General features: G+C 74.1%; 1 protein-coding gene. It reads left to right on the forward strand.

What is annotated here, in order from left to right; genetic code table 11:
• Positions 1-71 precede the first annotated feature (71 nt).
• Positions 72-18,536, forward strand: coding sequence for an SDR family NAD(P)-dependent oxidoreductase (locus OG373_RS10995; RefSeq protein WP_405437826.1), 18,465 nt, complete (start codon positions 72-74; stop codon positions 18,534-18,536).
• The last annotated feature ends 81 nt before the right edge of the window (positions 18,537-18,617 follow it).

Below are 18,617 nucleotides of genomic sequence, written 5' to 3' on the forward strand. Positions count from 1 at the left end.
CCGGGTGTTCCGGGCGTCCCCCATGAAGTGCTGCTTCCTGGAACACCTTTGGACTTGGAGTGAGGATCCGCATGTCTGTCGAGACCACCCGCCGCGATGCCGAGCCCGTCGCCGTCATCGGGCTGTCCTGCCGCTTCCCGGACACGCACGCCGAAGGCGCCGAGGGTGCCGGGGGCTTCGACGCGGGCTTCTTCGGCATCGCGCCGGACGCCGCCGCGTCGATGGACGCGCACCGACAACTCCTGCTGGAACTGGGCTGGGAGGCGCTGGAGCAGGCAGGCATCGTGCCGGCCGCACTGCGCGGCGGCGACACGGGGGTCTTCCTCGGCACGGACGGAGCGGCCGGCTCCGACGGCACGGACGGAGGGGACGGCGCGGAGGATGCCGGCCCGGCCGACGGCATCCGGTCCGTGCTGGGTCTGAGCGGTCCGGCCCGGACCGTGACCGACGGCCCGGCGGCCGCCCTCACGGCCGTCCGCCTGGCGTGCGAGAGCCTGCGCACCGGGGAGAGCGTGATCGCGCTCGCGGGCGGGGCCGGAGCCCGCGCCGGGGAGGCACCCGGGGGCGGGGCCGTTCTCGTACTCAAGACCCTGGCGCGGGCCCTGGCCGACGGCGACCGCGTGCGCGGTGTCCTGCCCGGCGCCGGGTCCGCCACGGAGCAGCCCGAGGACGGTACGGCCGGACTGGCCGGACTGGCCGGACTGGTCGAGGCTCTGGACCCCACCGCCGTACGGGTGGCGGCCGGGGACACCGCGGGCGGGCAGGAACGATCCGGCACCCCGGCCGCCTTCCGCGGCGGCACGCTCCCCTGGGTCCTCTCCGGACACACCGTTGCGGCCGAAAGCGCGCAGGCGGAGCGACTCCTCGCGCACCTCGCGTCGAACCCCGAGCAGGCCGAGCACGCCGAGCACGCTCAGCAGGCCGAGCACGCGAGCGGCGCCGCACGCCCGCGCCCCGCCGACATCGGCCGCTCCCTGGCCGTGTCGCGCACCGCCTTCACCCACCGTTCGGTCCTGCTGGCCGCCACCGAGGCGGAGTTCACCGAGGAGCTGACCGCACTCGCCGTGGGCCGCCGCGGCCGCGCCCGCATCAGCGGCACGGCCACCCGCCGCGACCGGGCCGTCTTCGTCTTCCCCGGCCACGGCTCGCAGTGGGCCGGTATGACAGCCGACCTGCTCGACACCTCCGACGTCTTTCTCACCAGCATCCGGGCCACCGCCGAGGCGCTCGCCCCGTACGTCGACTGGTCGCTGGAGGACGTCCTGCGCGAGGTGCCCGGCGCGCCCGGGCTGGACCGCATCGACGTCATCCAGCCCGCCCTGTTCGCGACCGCGCTCGGACTCGCCGCCCTCTGGCGCTCCTTCGGCATCGAGCCCGCCGCCGTGGTCGGCCACAGCATCGGCGAGCTCGCCGCGGCCGTCGTCGCGGGCGGGCTGAGCCTGGAGGACGGCGCGCGGGCCGGCGCACTGTGGGGCAAGGCGCAGGCCCGGCTCGCGGGCCGCGGCTCCATGCTCTCGGTCCTGCTGCCCCTCGAGGAGGTGCGGACGCGCCTGGCGGCGTGGGACGGGAAGCTGTCCGTCGCCGGGATCAACGGCCCGCGGTCGATCGCGGTGGCCGGCGACCTGGACGCCGTCGAGCGCCTCCAGGAGGAGTTGACCGCCGAAGGGGTACGGGCCCGGCGGGTCGCCATCGACTACGCACCGCACTGCGCCCACATGGACGAGATCCACGAGGAACTGCTCACCGTCCTCGCACCGCTGCGCCCCCGGAAGGGGAGCATCCCCTTCTACTCCGGCCTCACGGGCGCACAGCTGGACACCCGCTCGCTGGATGCCTCCTACTGGTTCCGCAGCCTGCGCGAGGCCGTGCTGTTCGAGAGCGGGATCCGCTGCCTCGCCGACCACGACCTCTTCGTGGAGATCAGCCCGCACCCGGTGATGACCCTGCCCGTCGAGCAGACCCTGGAGACCACCGACTCGACGGCTGTCGTGGTCGGTTCGCTGCGGCGCGGCGCCGACGGCCCGCACCGGTTCCTGTCCTCCGTGGCGGAGGCGTACGCGCACGGCGCCCCGGTGGACTGGAGCCCCGTCTTCCCGGCGGACGCCGCGATCGTCGACCTGCCGACGTACCCCTTCCGGCGTGACACGCCCGAGGCCGCCCCGGCCCCCTTCGGAAGCGGCGGCGACCCCGAGCGTACGACCGGGTTCCTGATGGACCTGGTGCGCTCCGAGGTGGCCCTCGTCCTCGGCCGCGGCAAGGGCGCCGACATCGACCCCACCCGCTCCTTCACCGACCTCGGCCTCGACTCGGCGACCGCCGTGGAACTGCGCAACCGGCTGGTCGCCGCGACCGGCCTGAAGCTGCCGACCACCCTGCTGTTCGACCGGCCCACCCCCGAGAAGCTCGTGGCCCGGCTCGCCGAACTGTCGGGCGTCGTCGCCGCGCACGAACCTGTCTCCCGGGCCCTCGCCCGCCGGACCGCGAGCTCCGACGAGCCCATCGCGATCGTCTCCATGGCCTGCCGCTTCCCGGGCGGCGTGGCCTCCCCGGAGGACCTGTGGCGGCTGCTCGTGGAGGAGCGGGACGCCGTCTCCGAGTTCCCCGGCAACCGCGGCTGGGCACTGGAGACCCTCTTCGACGGCGACCCCGACCGCGCGGGCACCTCGTACACCCGGCAGGGCGGATTCCTGCACGACGTCGACCGGTTCGACGCCGAGTTCTTCGGGATCAGCCCGCGCGAGGCCACCGCCATGGACCCGCAGCAGCGCATGGTGCTCGAAACCGTGTGGGAGGCCGTGGAGCGGGCAGGGATCGATCCGGCCGCCCTGCGCGGCAGCGGCACCGGCGTGTACGTCGGTGCGATGGCCCAGGACTACGGACCCCGCCTCCACGAGGCCGGCGAGGGCGTCGGCGGCTACCTGCTGACCGGCACCTACACCAGCGTGGTCTCCGGCCGCGCTTCCTACACCCTCGGCCTGGAGGGCCCGGCCGTCACCGTCGACACCGCGTGCTCGGCCTCCCTCGTGGCCCTGCACACGGCCGCGCAGGCACTGCGGGCCGGCGAGTGCGAGCTGGCCCTCGCCGGCGGTGTCACCGTGATGGCGACGCCCGGCATGTTCGTGGAGTTCAGCCGGCAGCGCGGCCTGTCCGTGGACGGGCGCTGCAAGTCCTTCGCGGAGGCGGCCGACGGCACGGGCTGGGGCGAGGGGGTCGGCATGCTCCTCCTGGAGCGGCTCTCCGACGCACGGCGCAACGGTCACGAGGTGCTCGCCGTCATCCGCGGATCGGCCGTCAACCAGGACGGCGCGAGCAACGGACTCAGCGCCCCCAACGGCCCGTCGCAGGAACGGGTCATCCGGGAGGCCCTCGCCGCCTCCGGGCTGTCGGCCACGGACGTGGACGCCGTCGAGGCGCACGGTACGGGCACCCGGCTCGGCGACCCCATCGAGGCGCAGGCCCTGCTGGCCACCTACGGTCAGGGCCGCGAGGCCGACCGGCCGCTGTACCTCGGCTCGCTCAAGTCCAACATCGGGCACACCCAGGCCGCCGCGGGAGCGGGCGGCGTCATCAAGATGGTCATGGCGATACGCAACCGCCTGCTGCCCCGCACTCTGCACGTGGACACCCCCACTTCGCACGTGGACTGGTCGAGCGGGGCGGTCTCGCTGCTGACCGAGGCCACCCCGTGGCCGGAGAGCGACCGGCCGCGCCGGGCCGGTGTGTCCTCCTTCGGCGTCAGCGGCACCAACGCCCACCTGGTGCTGGAGCAGGCGTCCGTTCCCGTACCGGCGCCCGTGCCGGCGACGGCATCCGATGTGGACGGCGCGCCGACGGACGGGGCCTCCGGCGCCTCCCCCGCCTCCGTCCCCTTCGTCCTCTCCGCCAAGAGCGACCAGGCACTGCGGGCCCAGGCCGGCAGGCTCCTGGACCACCTCCGGGAGAACCCCGGCGTCCGGCTCGCGGACATCGGCCACTCCCTCGCCCTCGGCCGCGCCCACTTCGACCGGCGGGCCGCCGTCGTCGCCGACGACCTCGCGGGGCTGGAGCAGGGCCTGCGGGCCCTGGCCGACGGCTCCACCGACCGCGGCCTGGTCACCGGGCAGAGCCGACCCGCCGCCCGCCCCGTCTTCGTCTTCCCCGGCCAGGGCGCGCAGTGGGTGGGCATGGCGGCCGGACTGCTGGAGTCCTCCCCCGTGTTCGCCCGCCGGATGGCCGAGTGCGCGGCGGCCCTGGAGCCGCTGGTGGACTGGTCGCTCCTCGACGTCGTACGCGGTGCGGAAGGAGCCCCCGGCTTCGAGCGCGTGGACGTCGTACAGCCCGTGCTGTGGTCCGTGATGGTGTCCCTGGCCGAGGTCTGGCGCTCGCTGGGCGTCGAGCCGGCCGCAGTGATCGGCCACTCGCAGGGCGAGATCGCCGCCGCCTGTGTGGCCGGCGTGCTCAGCGTCGAGGACGCGGCCCGCGTGGTGGCGCTGCGCAGCCGCGCCCTGACCGTGCTGTCGGGCCGGGGCGGCATGATGTCCGTGGCCGAGCCCGCCGCGTGGGTACGGGAGCGGATCGGGGCCTGGCAGGGCCGGATCTCGGTCGCCGCGGTCAACGGCCCGGCGCAGACCGTGGTGTCCGGTGACCCGGAGGCGCTCCGCGAGTTCCTCGCCCAGTGCAAGGAGGGAGGGTCGCGGGCCCGCCTCGTCGACGTGGACTACGCCTCCCACTCGGCCCATGTCGAGGAGCTCGAAGGCGAGTTGGCGCGGATCCTCGACGGTATCGAGGCCCGCTCGGGCGAGGTCCCGGTCTACTCCTCACTGACCGGAGCGCTGCTGCCCGACGCGAAGGTGATGGGCGCCGGGTACTGGTACCAGAACCTGCGCGAGACCGTGCAGTTCGAGTCGGCGGTCGGCGCCCTGCTCGCCGCCGGCCACCACACCTTCATCGAGGTCAGCCCGCATCCGGTACTCACCATCGGAGTGCAGGCCGCCCTCGACGAGGCCGGCACCCGGGGCACCGCCCTCGGCACCCTGCGCCGCGACGAGGACGAGGCCGACCGGCTGCTGCTCTCGCTCGGCGAGGCGCACTGCCACGGCGTCGGCGTCGACTGGTCCGCCGTGTTCGACGGTACGGGCGCCCGCCCGGTCCCGCTGCCGACGTACGCCTTCCAGCGGACCCGCTTCTGGCTCGACACCCCGGTCACCGCGGAGGACCCGTCCGGCCTGGGCCTCGCCCCGGCCGAGCACCCGCTGCTCGGCGCGACGACCACCCTCGCCGGTGGTGAGGGAGTGCTGTTCACCGGCCGCGTCTCCCGGCGCACCCACCCCTGGGTCGTCGACCACGCGGTCGTCGGCACGGTCCTGCTGCCCGGTACCGCCCTCGTCGACATGGCCGTCGCGGCGGGCGAGCGCTTCGGTCACGACCGGCTCCAGGAGCTGGTCCTGGAGGCACCGCTGCTCGTCCCCGAGGAAGGCGGCATCCACCTCCAGGTGACCCTCGGCGGCGAGGAGTCGGGCACCCGCACCGTAACCGTCCACTCCCGCCCGGAGTGCGGGGCCGCCGGGGACGGGTCCGCCGGGGACGGGTCCGGGGCCGACGAGGAGTGGACCCTGCACGCCTCGGGCCTGCTGACCGCCGGTGACCGGTCGGCACCCGCCACCACGACGGTCTGGCCGCCGCAGGGCGCACGGCCCGTCGACCTCGACGACGCCTACGACCGTCTCGCCGACCGCGGTTACGAGTACGGGCCCGTCTTCCAGGGCCTGGGCCGGGTCTGGCAGTCGGGCGCGGAGCCGTTCGCCGAGCGCTTCGCGGAGGTCTCCCTCCGGCAGGAGCAGCACGCCGACGCCGCCATGTTCGCCCTGCACCCGGCGCTCCTCGACGCCGCCCTGCACGCGATGCTCGTCGGTGACGGCACGGGGCTGACCATCCCGTTCTCGTTCAACGGGGTCACTCTGCACGCCACCGGTGCGACCGCGCTGCGGGTGCACGTGATCCCGGTCGACGCCAACAGCGCCTCGCTGACGGCCATGGACCCCGACGGCCGGCCCGTCGTCACCATCGACTCCATCACGCTGCGGCCGGCCGGCGACCTCCGGGCTCGCGGCGGAAGCAGGCAGCAGGCCGGTCTGCACCGGATCGGCTGGAAGCCGCTCCCCCGGAGCGCGCAGAGCACGACCGGGCTCTGGGCGGTGCTGGGCTCCGACCCGCACGGGCTGGCCGCGGCCGTATCCGGGGACACGTACGCCGATGTCGCCGAGCTGCGGACCGCGCTCGGTGACGGCGCGCAACTGCCCTCATTCATCGGCCTGTCCGAGGACATCACCGAGGTGCACGCGGCCGTCCAGAACACCCTGGCCACGCTCCAGCAACTCCTGGCCGACACCGCACTCGACTCCACCCGCATCGTGGTCCTCACCCGCGGCGCCACCGCCCTCGCCGCCGACGAGGACATCCTCAGCCTCCCCGCCGCCGCCCTCACCGGCCTCGTACGAACCGCCCAGAACGAGTACCCCGGCCGCATCACCCTCCTCGACATCGACACCACCGAACACCTCACCACCGCAGCGCAGACCGCCGCCGACTCCCCCGACACCCAACTCGCCCTGCGACAAGGCCGACTCCACAGCCCCCGCCTGGAAACCACGCCCGCCGCAAGCGGTGCGGCCACACCCTTCGACCCCGAAGGCACCGTCCTCATCACCGGCGGCACCGGCGGACTCGGCCACATCCTCGCCCGCCACCTCGTCACCCACCACGGCGCCAAACACCTCCTCCTCACCAGCCGCACCGGACCAGGCGCCCCCGGCGCACAACAACTCGCCACCGAACTCACCGCAGCCGGCGCCCACATCACCATCACCGCCTGCGACACCTCCGACCGCGAGGCGACGGCTCGGCTGCTGGACACCATCCCCGCCGAGCACCCGCTCACCGCCGTCATCCACGCCGCCGGCGCCCTCCACGACGCCACCCTGACCAACCTCACCCCCGATCACGTCGCCCGGGTCCTCCGCCCCAAGACCGACGCGGCCCACCACCTCCACGAACTCACGCAGAACCACCCCCTCACCCACTTCGTCCTCTTCTCCTCCATCGCCGGACTCATCGGAAACCCCGGCCAGGCCAACTACGCCGCCGCCAACACCTACCTCGACGCCCTCGCCCACCACCGCCACCACCACAACCTCCCCGCCACCAGCCTCGCCTGGGGACTCTGGGACACCTCCAGTGCGATGACGAGCGGGCTGAGCGAGCGCGACATCAAGCGGTGGGCCCGCAAGGGTGTCCGGCCGATCTCCGCCGAGCGCGGCATGGAAATCTTCGACGCGGCCCTCGCCTCGCCCGAGCCGCTGCTCGCCGCGGCCGACCTGGACCTGGCGACCCTGCGCTCCCCCGACCGGTCCGCGCCCGCGCTGCTGCGCACGCTGGTTCGCGCACCCCGGCGTCGCGCCGCGGCCGCGGCCGTCACCGCGGCCGGTGACTCCTCCTGGGCCGAGCGCACCGCCGCCCTTCCCCCGGCCGACCGCCGGCGTACCGTCGGTGAGCTCGTACGGGCCACCGTCGCCGCCGTACTCGGCCTCGCCGGGCCCGACGCCGTCAACGACGACGCGGCGTTCAAGACCCTCGGCATGGACTCGCTGACCGGCCTGGAGCTGCGGCGCCGGGTCGTCGCGGTCACCGGTGTCACGCTGCCCGCGACGGCCGTCTTCGATCACCCCACCCCGGACGCCCTCGCCGGATTCCTGGCGGGCGAGCTGTCCAAGCTGGCCGGAGAGACCGAGGTGGTCCGGCCCGGGCAGCCGATCGTGGCGCGCAGCAGCTCCGACCCGGATGACCCGATCGTCATCGTCGGCATGGCCTGCCGCTACCCCGGCGACACCCGCTCCCCCGAGGACCTGTGGCAGCTCGTGGCGGGCGGCGTCGACGCCATCGGCCCCTTCCCCACCAACCGCGGCTGGGCACTGGACCGGCTGTTCGACGACGATCCCAACCAGGCGGGCCACTCGTACGCCCGCCACGGCGGCTTCCTGTACGACGCCGACCGCTTCGACGCGGAGTTCTTCGGGATCAGCCCGCGCGAGGCGGCGGCCATGGACCCGCAGCAGCGCCTGCTGCTGGAGGCCAGTTGGGAGGCGGTGGAGAGCGCGGGCATCGCCCCGGCCGCGCTGCGCGGTACCCGTACCGGTGTCTTCAACGGCGCCATGTACAGCGAGTACGCCTCCCACCTGCGCAATGCACCGGAGGCGGTGGAGGCCTACCGTACGACCGGCAACACGCTCAGCGTGGCCTCCGGCCGCGTCTCGTACACGCTGGGCCTGCAGGGTCCGGCGATCACGGTCGACACGGCCTGCTCCTCCTCGCTCGTCGCACTGCACCTGGCCGCCCAGGCCCTGCGCCAGGGCGAATGCACGCTCGCGCTGGCGGGTGGCGTGACCGTGATGGCCGTGCCCGATCTGTTCGTGGAGTTCAGCCGGCAGCGCGGGCTGGCGACGGACGGCCGCTGCAAGTCCTTCGCGGACGCGGCGGACGGCACCGCCTGGAGCGAGGGTGTCGGGATGCTGCTGCTGGAGCGGCTCTCCGACGCCCGCCGCAACGGGCACGAGGTCCTCGCCGTGATCCGCGGCTCCGCCGTCAACCAGGACGGAGCCAGCAACGGACTCACCGCCCCCAACGGACCCTCCCAGGAACGGGTCATCCGCGAAGCCCTCGCCGCCTCCGGACTCACCGCCACCGACGTCGACGCCGTAGAAGCACACGGCACCGGCACCACACTCGGCGACCCCATCGAGGCCCAGGCCATCCTCGCCACCTACGGCCAGAACCGCACCCCCGACCACCCCCTCCACCTCGGCTCCCTCAAATCCAACATCGGCCACTCCCAAGCCGCAGCCGGCGTCGGCGGCGTCATCAAAATGGTCATGGCCATGCGCCACGGCACCCTCCCCCGCACCCTGCACGTGGACCGGCCGACCTCGCACGTCGACTGGAGCACGGGCTCGGTGTCCCTCCTGACGGAGGCCACCGCATGGCCGGAGACCGACCGGCCGCGCCGGGCCGGTGTGTCCTCCTTCGGCATCAGCGGCACCAACGCCCACGTCGTACTGGAACAGGCCCCCACCGCCGAACCCGCCGAGCGTGCGGCGCAAACCCCCGTGGCCCTGCCGTCCGCCCCGTGGCTGCTGTCGGGCCACACGGAGGCGGCCCTGCGCGCCCAGGCGGACCGGCTGCTGACCTTCGTCTCCGAGTCCGCATCGGAGACGGAGGTGGAGGCGGAGAGGAAGGCGGAGGAAGGAAAGCGGTCGTTCTCACCGGCCGACATCGGCAGGACGCTGGCCGAGGCGCCGGGGCTGCTGGCCCATTCGGCGGCCGTGGTCGCGCAGGACCGGGACGGCTACCTGCGGGGGCTCGCCGCGCTGGCCGCGGGTGAGGAATCGGCCGATGTGATCGTGGGCCCGCCGGCGGGCCGGGGCGGTGGCAAGACCGCCTTCCTGTTCACCGGGCAGGGCAGTCAGCGCCCCGGCATGGGAGCCGAGCTGTACGCGACGCACCCCGTCTACGCCGCCGCCCTCGACGAGGTATGCACCCACCTCGACCGGCACCTCCAGCAGGCCATCCCCCTGAAGACCCTCATCCTCGCGGAAGAGGACGACCCCGCCTCGCCCCTCCACCAGACCATGTGGACCCAGGCGGCACTCTTCGCCACGGAGGTCGCCCTCTACCGCACGCTCGAACACCACGGCCTCAGGCCCGACTTCCTCGTCGGGCACTCCCTCGGCGAACTCACCGCCGCACACGTCGCCGGAGTCCTCACCCTCGACGACGCCTGCACCCTCGTCGCCACACGCGGCCGACTCATGCAAACCGCCCCCACCGGCGGCGCCATGATCTCCATCGAAGCCACCGAAACCGAAATACGCCACACCCTCCCCACCCACCACGGCCACCTCGACATCGCCGCCATCAACGGACCCAACTCCACCGTCATCACCGGCGACCACCACGCAGCCCACCAACTCGCCACCACCTGGCGCAGCAACGGCCGACGCACCAAACAACTCAACGTCAGCCACGCCTTCCACTCACCCCACATGGACGGCATACTCCACCAATTCCGCACCACCGCCGCCACCCTCACCTACCACACCCCCACCATCCCCATCATCTCCAACCTCACCGGCACCACCGCCACCACCCAACAACTCACCGACCCCGACTACTGGGTCCAACACCTCCGCCACACCGTCCGCTTCAACGACGCCATCCACCACCTCCACCACCACCACAACACCACCACCTACATCGAAATCGGCCCCGACCCCACCCTCACCGCCATGACCACCAACATCCTCGGGGAGGACATCGCCCGGGGCGCGGTGACGGCCGTCGGCGTCCTGCGCAAGGGCCGGCCCGAGGCACAGACGCTGGCGGTCGCTCTGGCCCACGCGGCCGTCCGGGGTGCGGCACTGGACACCGAGCGTCTCTTCCCCGGCGGGCGGCGGGTCGTGCTGCCGACGTACGCCTTCCAGGGCACGCGATTCTGGCTGAACAGCCCGGCCACGGCGGAGGACGTGGCGAGTCTGGGCCTGACGCCGGCCGAGCACCCGCTGCTCGGCGCGGTGACCAGCCTCGCGGGCGGGGAGGGGCTGCTGTTCACGGGGCGCGTCTCGCGCAACACCCACCCGTGGATCACCGAGCACGCGGTCTCCGGGACCGTGCTGCTGCCGGGCACGGCCTTCGTCGAGATGGCCGTCGCGGCGGGCGAGCGCTTCGGCTACGACCGGCTCCGGGAGCTGGTCCTGGAGGCACCGCTGCTCGTTCCCGAGGACGGCCGGATCCACCTCCAGGTGTCCCTCGGCGCCGAGGAGTCGGGCACCCGCTCCGTCACCGTCCACTCCCGCGCCGAGGGCGGGGCGGACGAGGAATGGACCCGGAACGCCTCCGGTGTCCTCGCCGAGGCCGGTCCGGTCCCGGCCCCGGTCCCCGCGCCGGGTGCTGCCGTCTGGCCGCCGGAGGGGGCGAAGGAGCTGGCGGTCGGTGACCTCTACTCCCGGCTCGCCGAGCGCGGATACGCGTACGGCCCCACCTTCCAGGGCCTGCGGCGGGCGTGGAGACGCGGTACGGATCTGTACGCGGAGATCGCGTTGCCGGAGGGCATCGACAGCGACGCCTTCGCCCTGCACCCGGCCGCGCTGGACGCCGCTCTCCACGGTCTGCTGATCGAGGACTCCGACGAGGTGAACGTCCCGTTCTCGTTCACCGGGGTCACCCTGCACGCCGCGGGTGCGACCGCGCTGCGCGTGCGCCTGGCGCCGAACGGCACGAGCGCCGCGTCACTGACGGCCACGGACGCCGACGGCCGACCCGTGCTGACGGTGGACGAGATCGCCCTGCGCCCGGCCGGTGACCTCCAGGGCCGCGGCGGAAAGCAGGATGGGCTGTACCGCATGGCGTGGAAGCCGTTCCCGGCGACCACGGATGCCGCCACGGGCCCCTGGGCGGTGCTGGGCTCCGACCCGCACGGGCTGGCCGCGGCCGTATCCGGGGGCACGTACGCCGACGTGGCCGCCCTACGGGCCGCGATCGCCTCGGGCACCCGGCTCCCGTCCTTCATCGGCCTGTCCGAGGACATCACCGAGGTGCACGCGGCCGTCCAGAACACCCTGGCCACGCTCCAGCAACTCCTGGCCGACACCGCACTCGACTCCACCCGCATCGTGGTCCTCACCCGCGGCGCCACCGCCCTCGCCGCCGACGAGGACATCCTCGACCTCCCCGCCGCCGCCCTCACCGGCCTCGTACGAACCGCCCAGAACGAGTACCCCGGCCGCATCACCCTCCTCGACATCGACACCACCGAACACCTCACCACCGCAGCGCAGACCGCCGCCGACTCCCCCGACACCCAACTCGCCCTGCGACAAGGCCGACTCCACAGCCCCCGCCTGGAAACCACGCCCGCCGCAAGCGGTGCGGCCACACCCTTCGACCCCGAAGGCACCGTCCTCATCACCGGCGGCACCGGCGGACTCGGCCACATCCTCGCCCGCCACCTCGTCACCCACCACGGCGCCAAACACCTCCTCCTCACCAGCCGCACCGGACCGGGAGCCCCCGGCGCACAACAACTCGCCACCGAACTCACCGCAGCCGGCGCCCACATCACCATCACCGCCTGCGACACCTCCGACCGCGAGGAACTCGCCGACGTCATCGACGCCGTCCCCGCCGCCCACCCGCTCACCGCCGTCATCCACGCCGCGGGCACCCTCGACGACGCCACCCTCGACAACCTCACCCCCCACCACGTCACCCACGTCCTACGCCCCAAGACCGACGCCGCCCACCACCTCCACGAACTCACCCGGGACCTGGACCTGTCGGCCTTCGTCCTCTTCTCCTCCATCGCCGGACTCATCGGAAACCCCGGCCAGGCCAACTACGCCGCCGCCAACACCTACCTCGACGCCCTCGCCCACCACCGCCACCACCACAACCTCCCCGCCACCAGCCTCGCCTGGGGACTCTGGGACACGAGTACGGGCAGCATGGCCGCCCAGTTCTCGGAGGCCGACATCAAGCGCTGGGCGGCCAAGGGCATCCTTCCGCTGACCCCCGAGCGCGGGATGGAGCTGTTCGACGCCGCGCTCGCCTCGGGCGAACCGGAGCTGGTGCCGATCGAGTTGGACCTCAAGGCGCTGCGTTCCCCGGAGCAGGCCGCCCCGGCCCTGCTGCGCACGCTGGTGCGCGCCCCGCGTCGCCGCGCCGCGGCGGCCACCGGGTCCTCGTGGGCCGAGCGCACCGCCGCCCTTCCCCCCGCCGATCGCCGCCGCGCCGCGAGTGAGCTCGTACGGGCCACCGTCGCCGCCGTGCTCGGGCTGGCCGGACCCGCCGCCGTCATCGACAGCGGGCCGTTCATCCAGCTGGGCATGGACTCCCTCACCGGTATGGAGCTGCGCCGCCGGCTGGCGTCGGAAACCGGCATCGCGGTTCCCGCGACCGCCGTCTTCGACCACCCCACGCCCGGTGCGCTCACCGACTTCGTGCTCGCCGAGCTCGCCGGGATCGCCGGTGAGGCGGCCGCCCACCGCTCGTCGGAGTCCGCGGCCGCGACCAGCACCACCGGCGTCGGCCGGGACGACGATCCGATCGTCATCGTCGGCATGGCCTGCCGCTACCCCGGCGACACCCGCTCCCCCGAGGACCTGTGGCAGCTCGTGGCGGGCGGCGTCGACGCCATCGGCCCCTTCCCCACCAACCGCGACTGGGACGTCGACAACCTCTACGATCCCGACCCCACCCGCGCCGGCAAGAGCTACACCCGGCACGGTGGCTTCCTGTACGACGCCGACCGCTTCGACGCCGAGTTCTTCGGCGTCTCGCCCCGCGAGGCCTTCGCGATCGACCCGCAGCAGCGCCTGCTGCTGGAGACCACCTGGGAGAGCTTCGAGCAGGCGGGGATCGACCCGGCCACCCTCCGTGGCAGCCGCACGGGTGTGTTCGTCGGCACCATGTACGACGACTACGCCTCCCGGCTGTCCGCCGTCCCGGTCGAGTACGAGGGCTACCTGAGCACCGGCAGCGCCGGCAGCGTCGCCTCCGGCCGGCTGTCGTACACCTTCGGCCTGGAGGGTCCGGCGATCACGGTCGACACGGCCTGCTCCTCCTCGCTCGTCGCACTGCACCTGGCCGCCCAGGCCCTGCGCCAGGGCGAATGCACGCTCGCGGTCGCCGGTGGTGCCACCGTCATGGCCACGCCGCGGCCCTTCGTCGAGTTCAGCCGGCAGCGCGGGCTCGCACCCGACGGACGGGTGAAGTCGTTCTCCGCCTCCGCAGACGGTACGACGTGGAGCGAGGGTGTCGGGATGCTGCTGCTGGAGCGGCTCTCCGACGCCCGCCGCAACGGGCACGAGGTCCTCGCCGTGATCCGCGGCTCCGCCGTCAACCAGGACGGAGCCAGCAACGGACTCACCGCCCCCAACGGACCCTCCCAGGAACGGGTCATCCGCGAAGCCCTCGCCGCCTCCGGACTCACCGCCACCGACGTCGACGCCGTAGAAGCACACGGCACCGGCACCACACTCGGCGACCCCATCGAGGCCCAAGCCATCCTCGCCACCTACGGCCAGAACCGCACCCCCGACCACCCCCTCCACCTCGGCTCCCTCAAATCCAACATCGGCCACTCCCAAGCCGCAGCCGGCGTCGGCGGCGTCATCAAAATGGTCATGGCCATGCGCCACGGCACCCTCCCCCGCACCCTGCACGTGGACCGGCCGACCTCGCACGTCGACTGGTCGAGCGGCGCCGTGTCCCTGCTCACCGAGGCCACTCCCTGGCCCGAGACGGACCGGCCGCGCCGTTCCGCCGTGTCCTCCTTCGGCATCAGCGGCACCAACGCCCACGTCGTACTGGAACAGGCCCCCACCGCCGAACCCGCACAGCCCCGCGGGCCGGTGACCGGCGGCCTCGTGCCGTGGGTGGTCTCCGGTCGCGGTACGGACGGGCTGCGCGCCCGGGCCGGACAGCTGCGGCAGCTCGCCGCCGAGGCGGGGACGGAGGGCGGCTTCGGCCCGGAGCACCTGGACATCGGCCACTCGCTGGCCACGACGCGGGCGGCCCTTGCGGACCGTGCCGTCGTGCTCGCCGAGGATCCGGCCGCTCTGGTGGCGGGCCTGGACGCACTGGCGCGCGGTGAGTCCGCGCCGCAGCTCGTCAGCGGTGACCCGGGGCGGGCGAACGGGGCGTCCGGGGTCGCGTTCCTGTTCACCGGGCAGGGCAGTCAGCGCCCCGGCATGGGAGCCGAGCTGTACGCGACGCACCCCGTCTACGCCGAGGCGCTCGACACCGTGTGCGCCCGGATGGACGTACACCTGGGCCGGTCACTCAAGGAGTTGATCCTCGCCGAGGAGGGGAGCGAGCAGGCCGCGCTCCTCGACAGGACGCAGTACACCCAGCCGGCGCTGTTCGCCGTCGAGGTCGCGCTGTTCCGGCTGCTGGAGCACTACGGCCTCAGGCCCGACTTCCTCGTCGGGCACTCCCTCGGCGAACTCACCGCCGCACACGTCGCCGGAGTCCTCACCCTCGACGACGCCTGCACCCTCGTCGCCACACGCGGCCGACTCATGCAAACCGCCCCCACCGGCGGCGCCATGATCTCCATCGAAGCCACCGAAACCGAAATACGCCACACCCTCCCCACCCACCACGGCCACCTCGACATCGCCGCCATCAACGGACCCAACTCCACCGTCATCACCGGCGACCACCACGCAGCCCACCAACTCGCCACCACCTGGCGCAGCAACGGCCGACGCACCAAACAACTCAACGTCAGCCACGCCTTCCACTCACCCCACATGGACGGCATACTCCACCAATTCCGCACCACCGCCGCCACCCTCACCTACCACACCCCCACCATCCCCATCATCTCCAACCTCACCGGCACCACCGCCACCACCCAACAACTCACCGACCCCGACTACTGGGTCCAACACCTCCGCCACACCGTCCGCTTCAACGACGCCATCCACCACCTCCACCACCACCACAACACCACCACCTACATCGAAATCGGCCCCGACCCCACCCTCACCGCCATGGTCCGTACGATCCTGGGCTCCGCGGGGCCGGAGGCGCCGTACACCGCGATCCCGCTGCTGCGGACGGGGCACCCCGAGGGCCACACCCTCGGTGCGGCCCTCGCCCACGCCTACGTACGCGGGACGGACATCCGGTGGGACGGGCTGTTGCCCGGCGGGCGGGCCGTCGCCCTGCCCACGTACCCCTTCCAGCGCGACAGCTACTGGCTGAGCGCCCCCGCGGCCCCGGTGGCGCCGAGGCCGGCCGGCGGCCATCCACTGCTGGACCGGGCGGTCGAACTCGCCGCCGGGCAGGGCTGGTTGTTCACCGGCACGCTCGACGCCGAGGTCCATCCATGGCTGGCGGAGCACGCCATCCAGGGCCGGCCGCTGCTGCCCGGGGCGGCCGTCGCCGAGCTCGCCCTGTACGCCGCGCGGCGGACCGGCGCGGCGCAGGTCGCCGAACTCACCCTCGAGCAGCCGCTCCCGCTCGACGAGCGCGTCGCGGTCCAGCTCATGGTGGGCCCCGGCGAGGACGGGACGCGGACGGTCGCCCTGCACGCGCGGCCCGAGGGAGCGCCGGGCGCCGCGTGGGTGCGGCACGCCTCCGGTCTGCTGGCCGACGAGGTTCCCGCCGTACGGGCCGTCGATGCGGCCGACCCGGACGGCGCGGACGTCTGGCCGCCGCGCGGAGCCACCGAGATCCCGGTCGGCGACCTCTACACGCGGCTCGCCGGGCGCGGATACACGTACGGGCCCGCTTTCCAGGGCCTGCGGACCGTATGGAGCCGCGGCTCCGACCTCTACGCGGACGTGGTGCTCCCCGAGAGCGCCGGCGGCCCGCAGGGCGAGGGCTTCGGCCTGCATCCCGCCGCCCTGGACGCCGCCCTGCACACCGCCCTCGTCGGGGCCGGGGCCGGGGACCGGCTGCTGGTGCCCTTCGCGTGGAGCGGCCTTACCCCGGGCGCGGCCGGTGCCACGGAGCTACGGGTCCGGCTGCGGCGGGCCCCGGGCGGTGACAGCTACTCCCTGCGGATCACGGACGCTACGGGCAGCCCGGTGTTCGAGGCCGAGGCGCTGGCGGTGCGCGAGCTCCGGGCCGATGCGGCGGAGACGGCGGCTGCCGCCGGTCCGGTGCACGGGGCCGCCCTGTTCGACCTGCACTGGTCGCCGGTGCGCCGGTCCGCTCCCGTACCGGCCGGTCCGTGGGCCGTCCTGGGCGACGCGGACTCCGCCGTCGCGGATGCCGTACGCGCCGCCGGTGTGACCGTACGGAGCCACGCGGGCCTCGACGCACTGCGGGCCGCGGTCGGCGCCGGAGCTCCGGTGCCCTCCGTGGTGCTGGCCGCCACCTCCGACGGGTCCGGGGTGCTCCCGGTCCTGGAGCTGGCCCAGCAGTGGCTGGCCGACGAGCGGTTCGCCGACTCCCGGCTCGCCGTCCTCACCGAGGGCGCGGTGGCGGCCCTGGACACCGAGCGCCCGGATCCCGCCCTGGCGGCGGTCTGGGGTCTGATCCGCTCCGCCCAGTCGGAGCAGCCCGGCCGGTTCGCCCTGGTCGACACCGACGGGCGGCCCGAATCCCTACGCGCCCTCGCCCGGGCGCTGGCCTCGGCGGAGCCGCAGCTCGCGGTGCGGGCCGGCCGGGCGTCGACGCCGGCCCTGCGCGGGCACCGGCCCGCGGGCGGCGCCGCACCCGCCGCCGCACCCGCCGCCGCGGTCTTCGGCGCGGACAGCCACGTCCTGCTCACCGGCGGTCTGGGCACCCTGGGCCGACTGCTGGCCCGGCACCTGGTGAAGCACCACGGGGTACGGCAGCTGCTGCTGACCGGCCGCCGCGGTGCGGCGACCCCGGGCGCGCGGGAGCTCGCGGCCGAACTGACCTCGCTGGGCGCCGAGGTGACCGTGGCCGCCTGCGACACCGGCGACCGGGCGGCGCTGGCCGCCCTGCTGGCCGCCGTACCGGCGGACCGGCCGCTGACCGCGGTGGTCCACGCGGCGGGCGTGACCGACGACTCGGTCCTGGCGGGGCTCACCGCACAGCGGATGGCAGCGGTGCTGCGGCCCAAGGCCGACGCCGCCCTCCACCTGCACGAACTGACCCGGGACCTGGACCTGTCGGCCTTCGTGCTGTTCTCCTCCCTGGCGGGCACCCTGGGCTCGGCCGGTCAGGGCAACTACGCGGCGGCCAACGCCTTCCTGGACGCCCTGGCGCAGCGGCGCCGCGCCGAAGGGCTGCCGGCCCTGTCGCTGGCCTGGGGCCTGTGGGCGCAGGAAAGCGCCCTGAGCGGCGACCTCGGCGCGGCGGACCTGAACAGGCTGGCCCGCTCCGGGATCGGGGCGCTGTCGGCCGAGGAGGGCCTGGACCTGTTCGACGCGGCCGTCGCCTCCGGCGCCGCCGTCCTGACGGCCGCGCACCTGGACCTGCGGACGGTGGATCCGGACGCGGTGGCGGTCGTACTGCGGGGGCTGGCTCCGGCCCGCCGCCGCGAGGACACCGCGCCGAAGGCCGCGAACACGGCGGCCGCCCTGCGCGACCGGCTGGCCCGGGCGCCCCGGCGGGAGCACCACCACCTGCTGCTCGAGACCGTACGGGCCGAAGTGGCGGCCGTACTGGGCCACTCGGGCCAGGGCCGGGTGCCGGCCGACCGCAGGTTCCAGGACCTGGGCTTCGACTCCCTCACCGCGGTCGAGCTGCGCAACCGCCTGACGGCGGCGACCGGCGTCAAGCTGCCGCCCACGCTCGTCTTCGACCACCCGACGCCGGGCGCCCTGGCGGACCGGCTGCGGGCCTCGCTGGCGCCCGACCTCCCGGCGCAGGACGTCCCCGAGGAAGGCACGGACCGCATGGACGGCAGGGACCGTACGGACGTAGGGGACGGCGCCGACGGCACTGACCCGGCGGACGGCGGGAGCGCGCTCGACACCATGAGCGCCGACGACCTGGTCCGCCTCGCCCTGGGCGAGCACTAGCCCCGCCCGGCCGCACACCCCGGCCGCACACCCCACCACCAGACCCAGACCCCAACGGGAAAGTACGGAGAGAGCAGGATG

It is taken from the genome of Streptomyces avidinii, assembly GCF_045161815.1.
Lineage (GTDB): Bacteria > Actinomycetota > Actinomycetes > Streptomycetales > Streptomycetaceae > Streptomyces > Streptomyces avidinii.

Bases quoted from the DNA above. Each gene is read 5' to 3' on its own strand.
- OG373_RS10995 (WP_405437826.1), top strand. From the start codon at position 72: ATGTCTGTCGAGACCACCCGCCGCGATGCCGAGCCCGTCGCCGTCATC.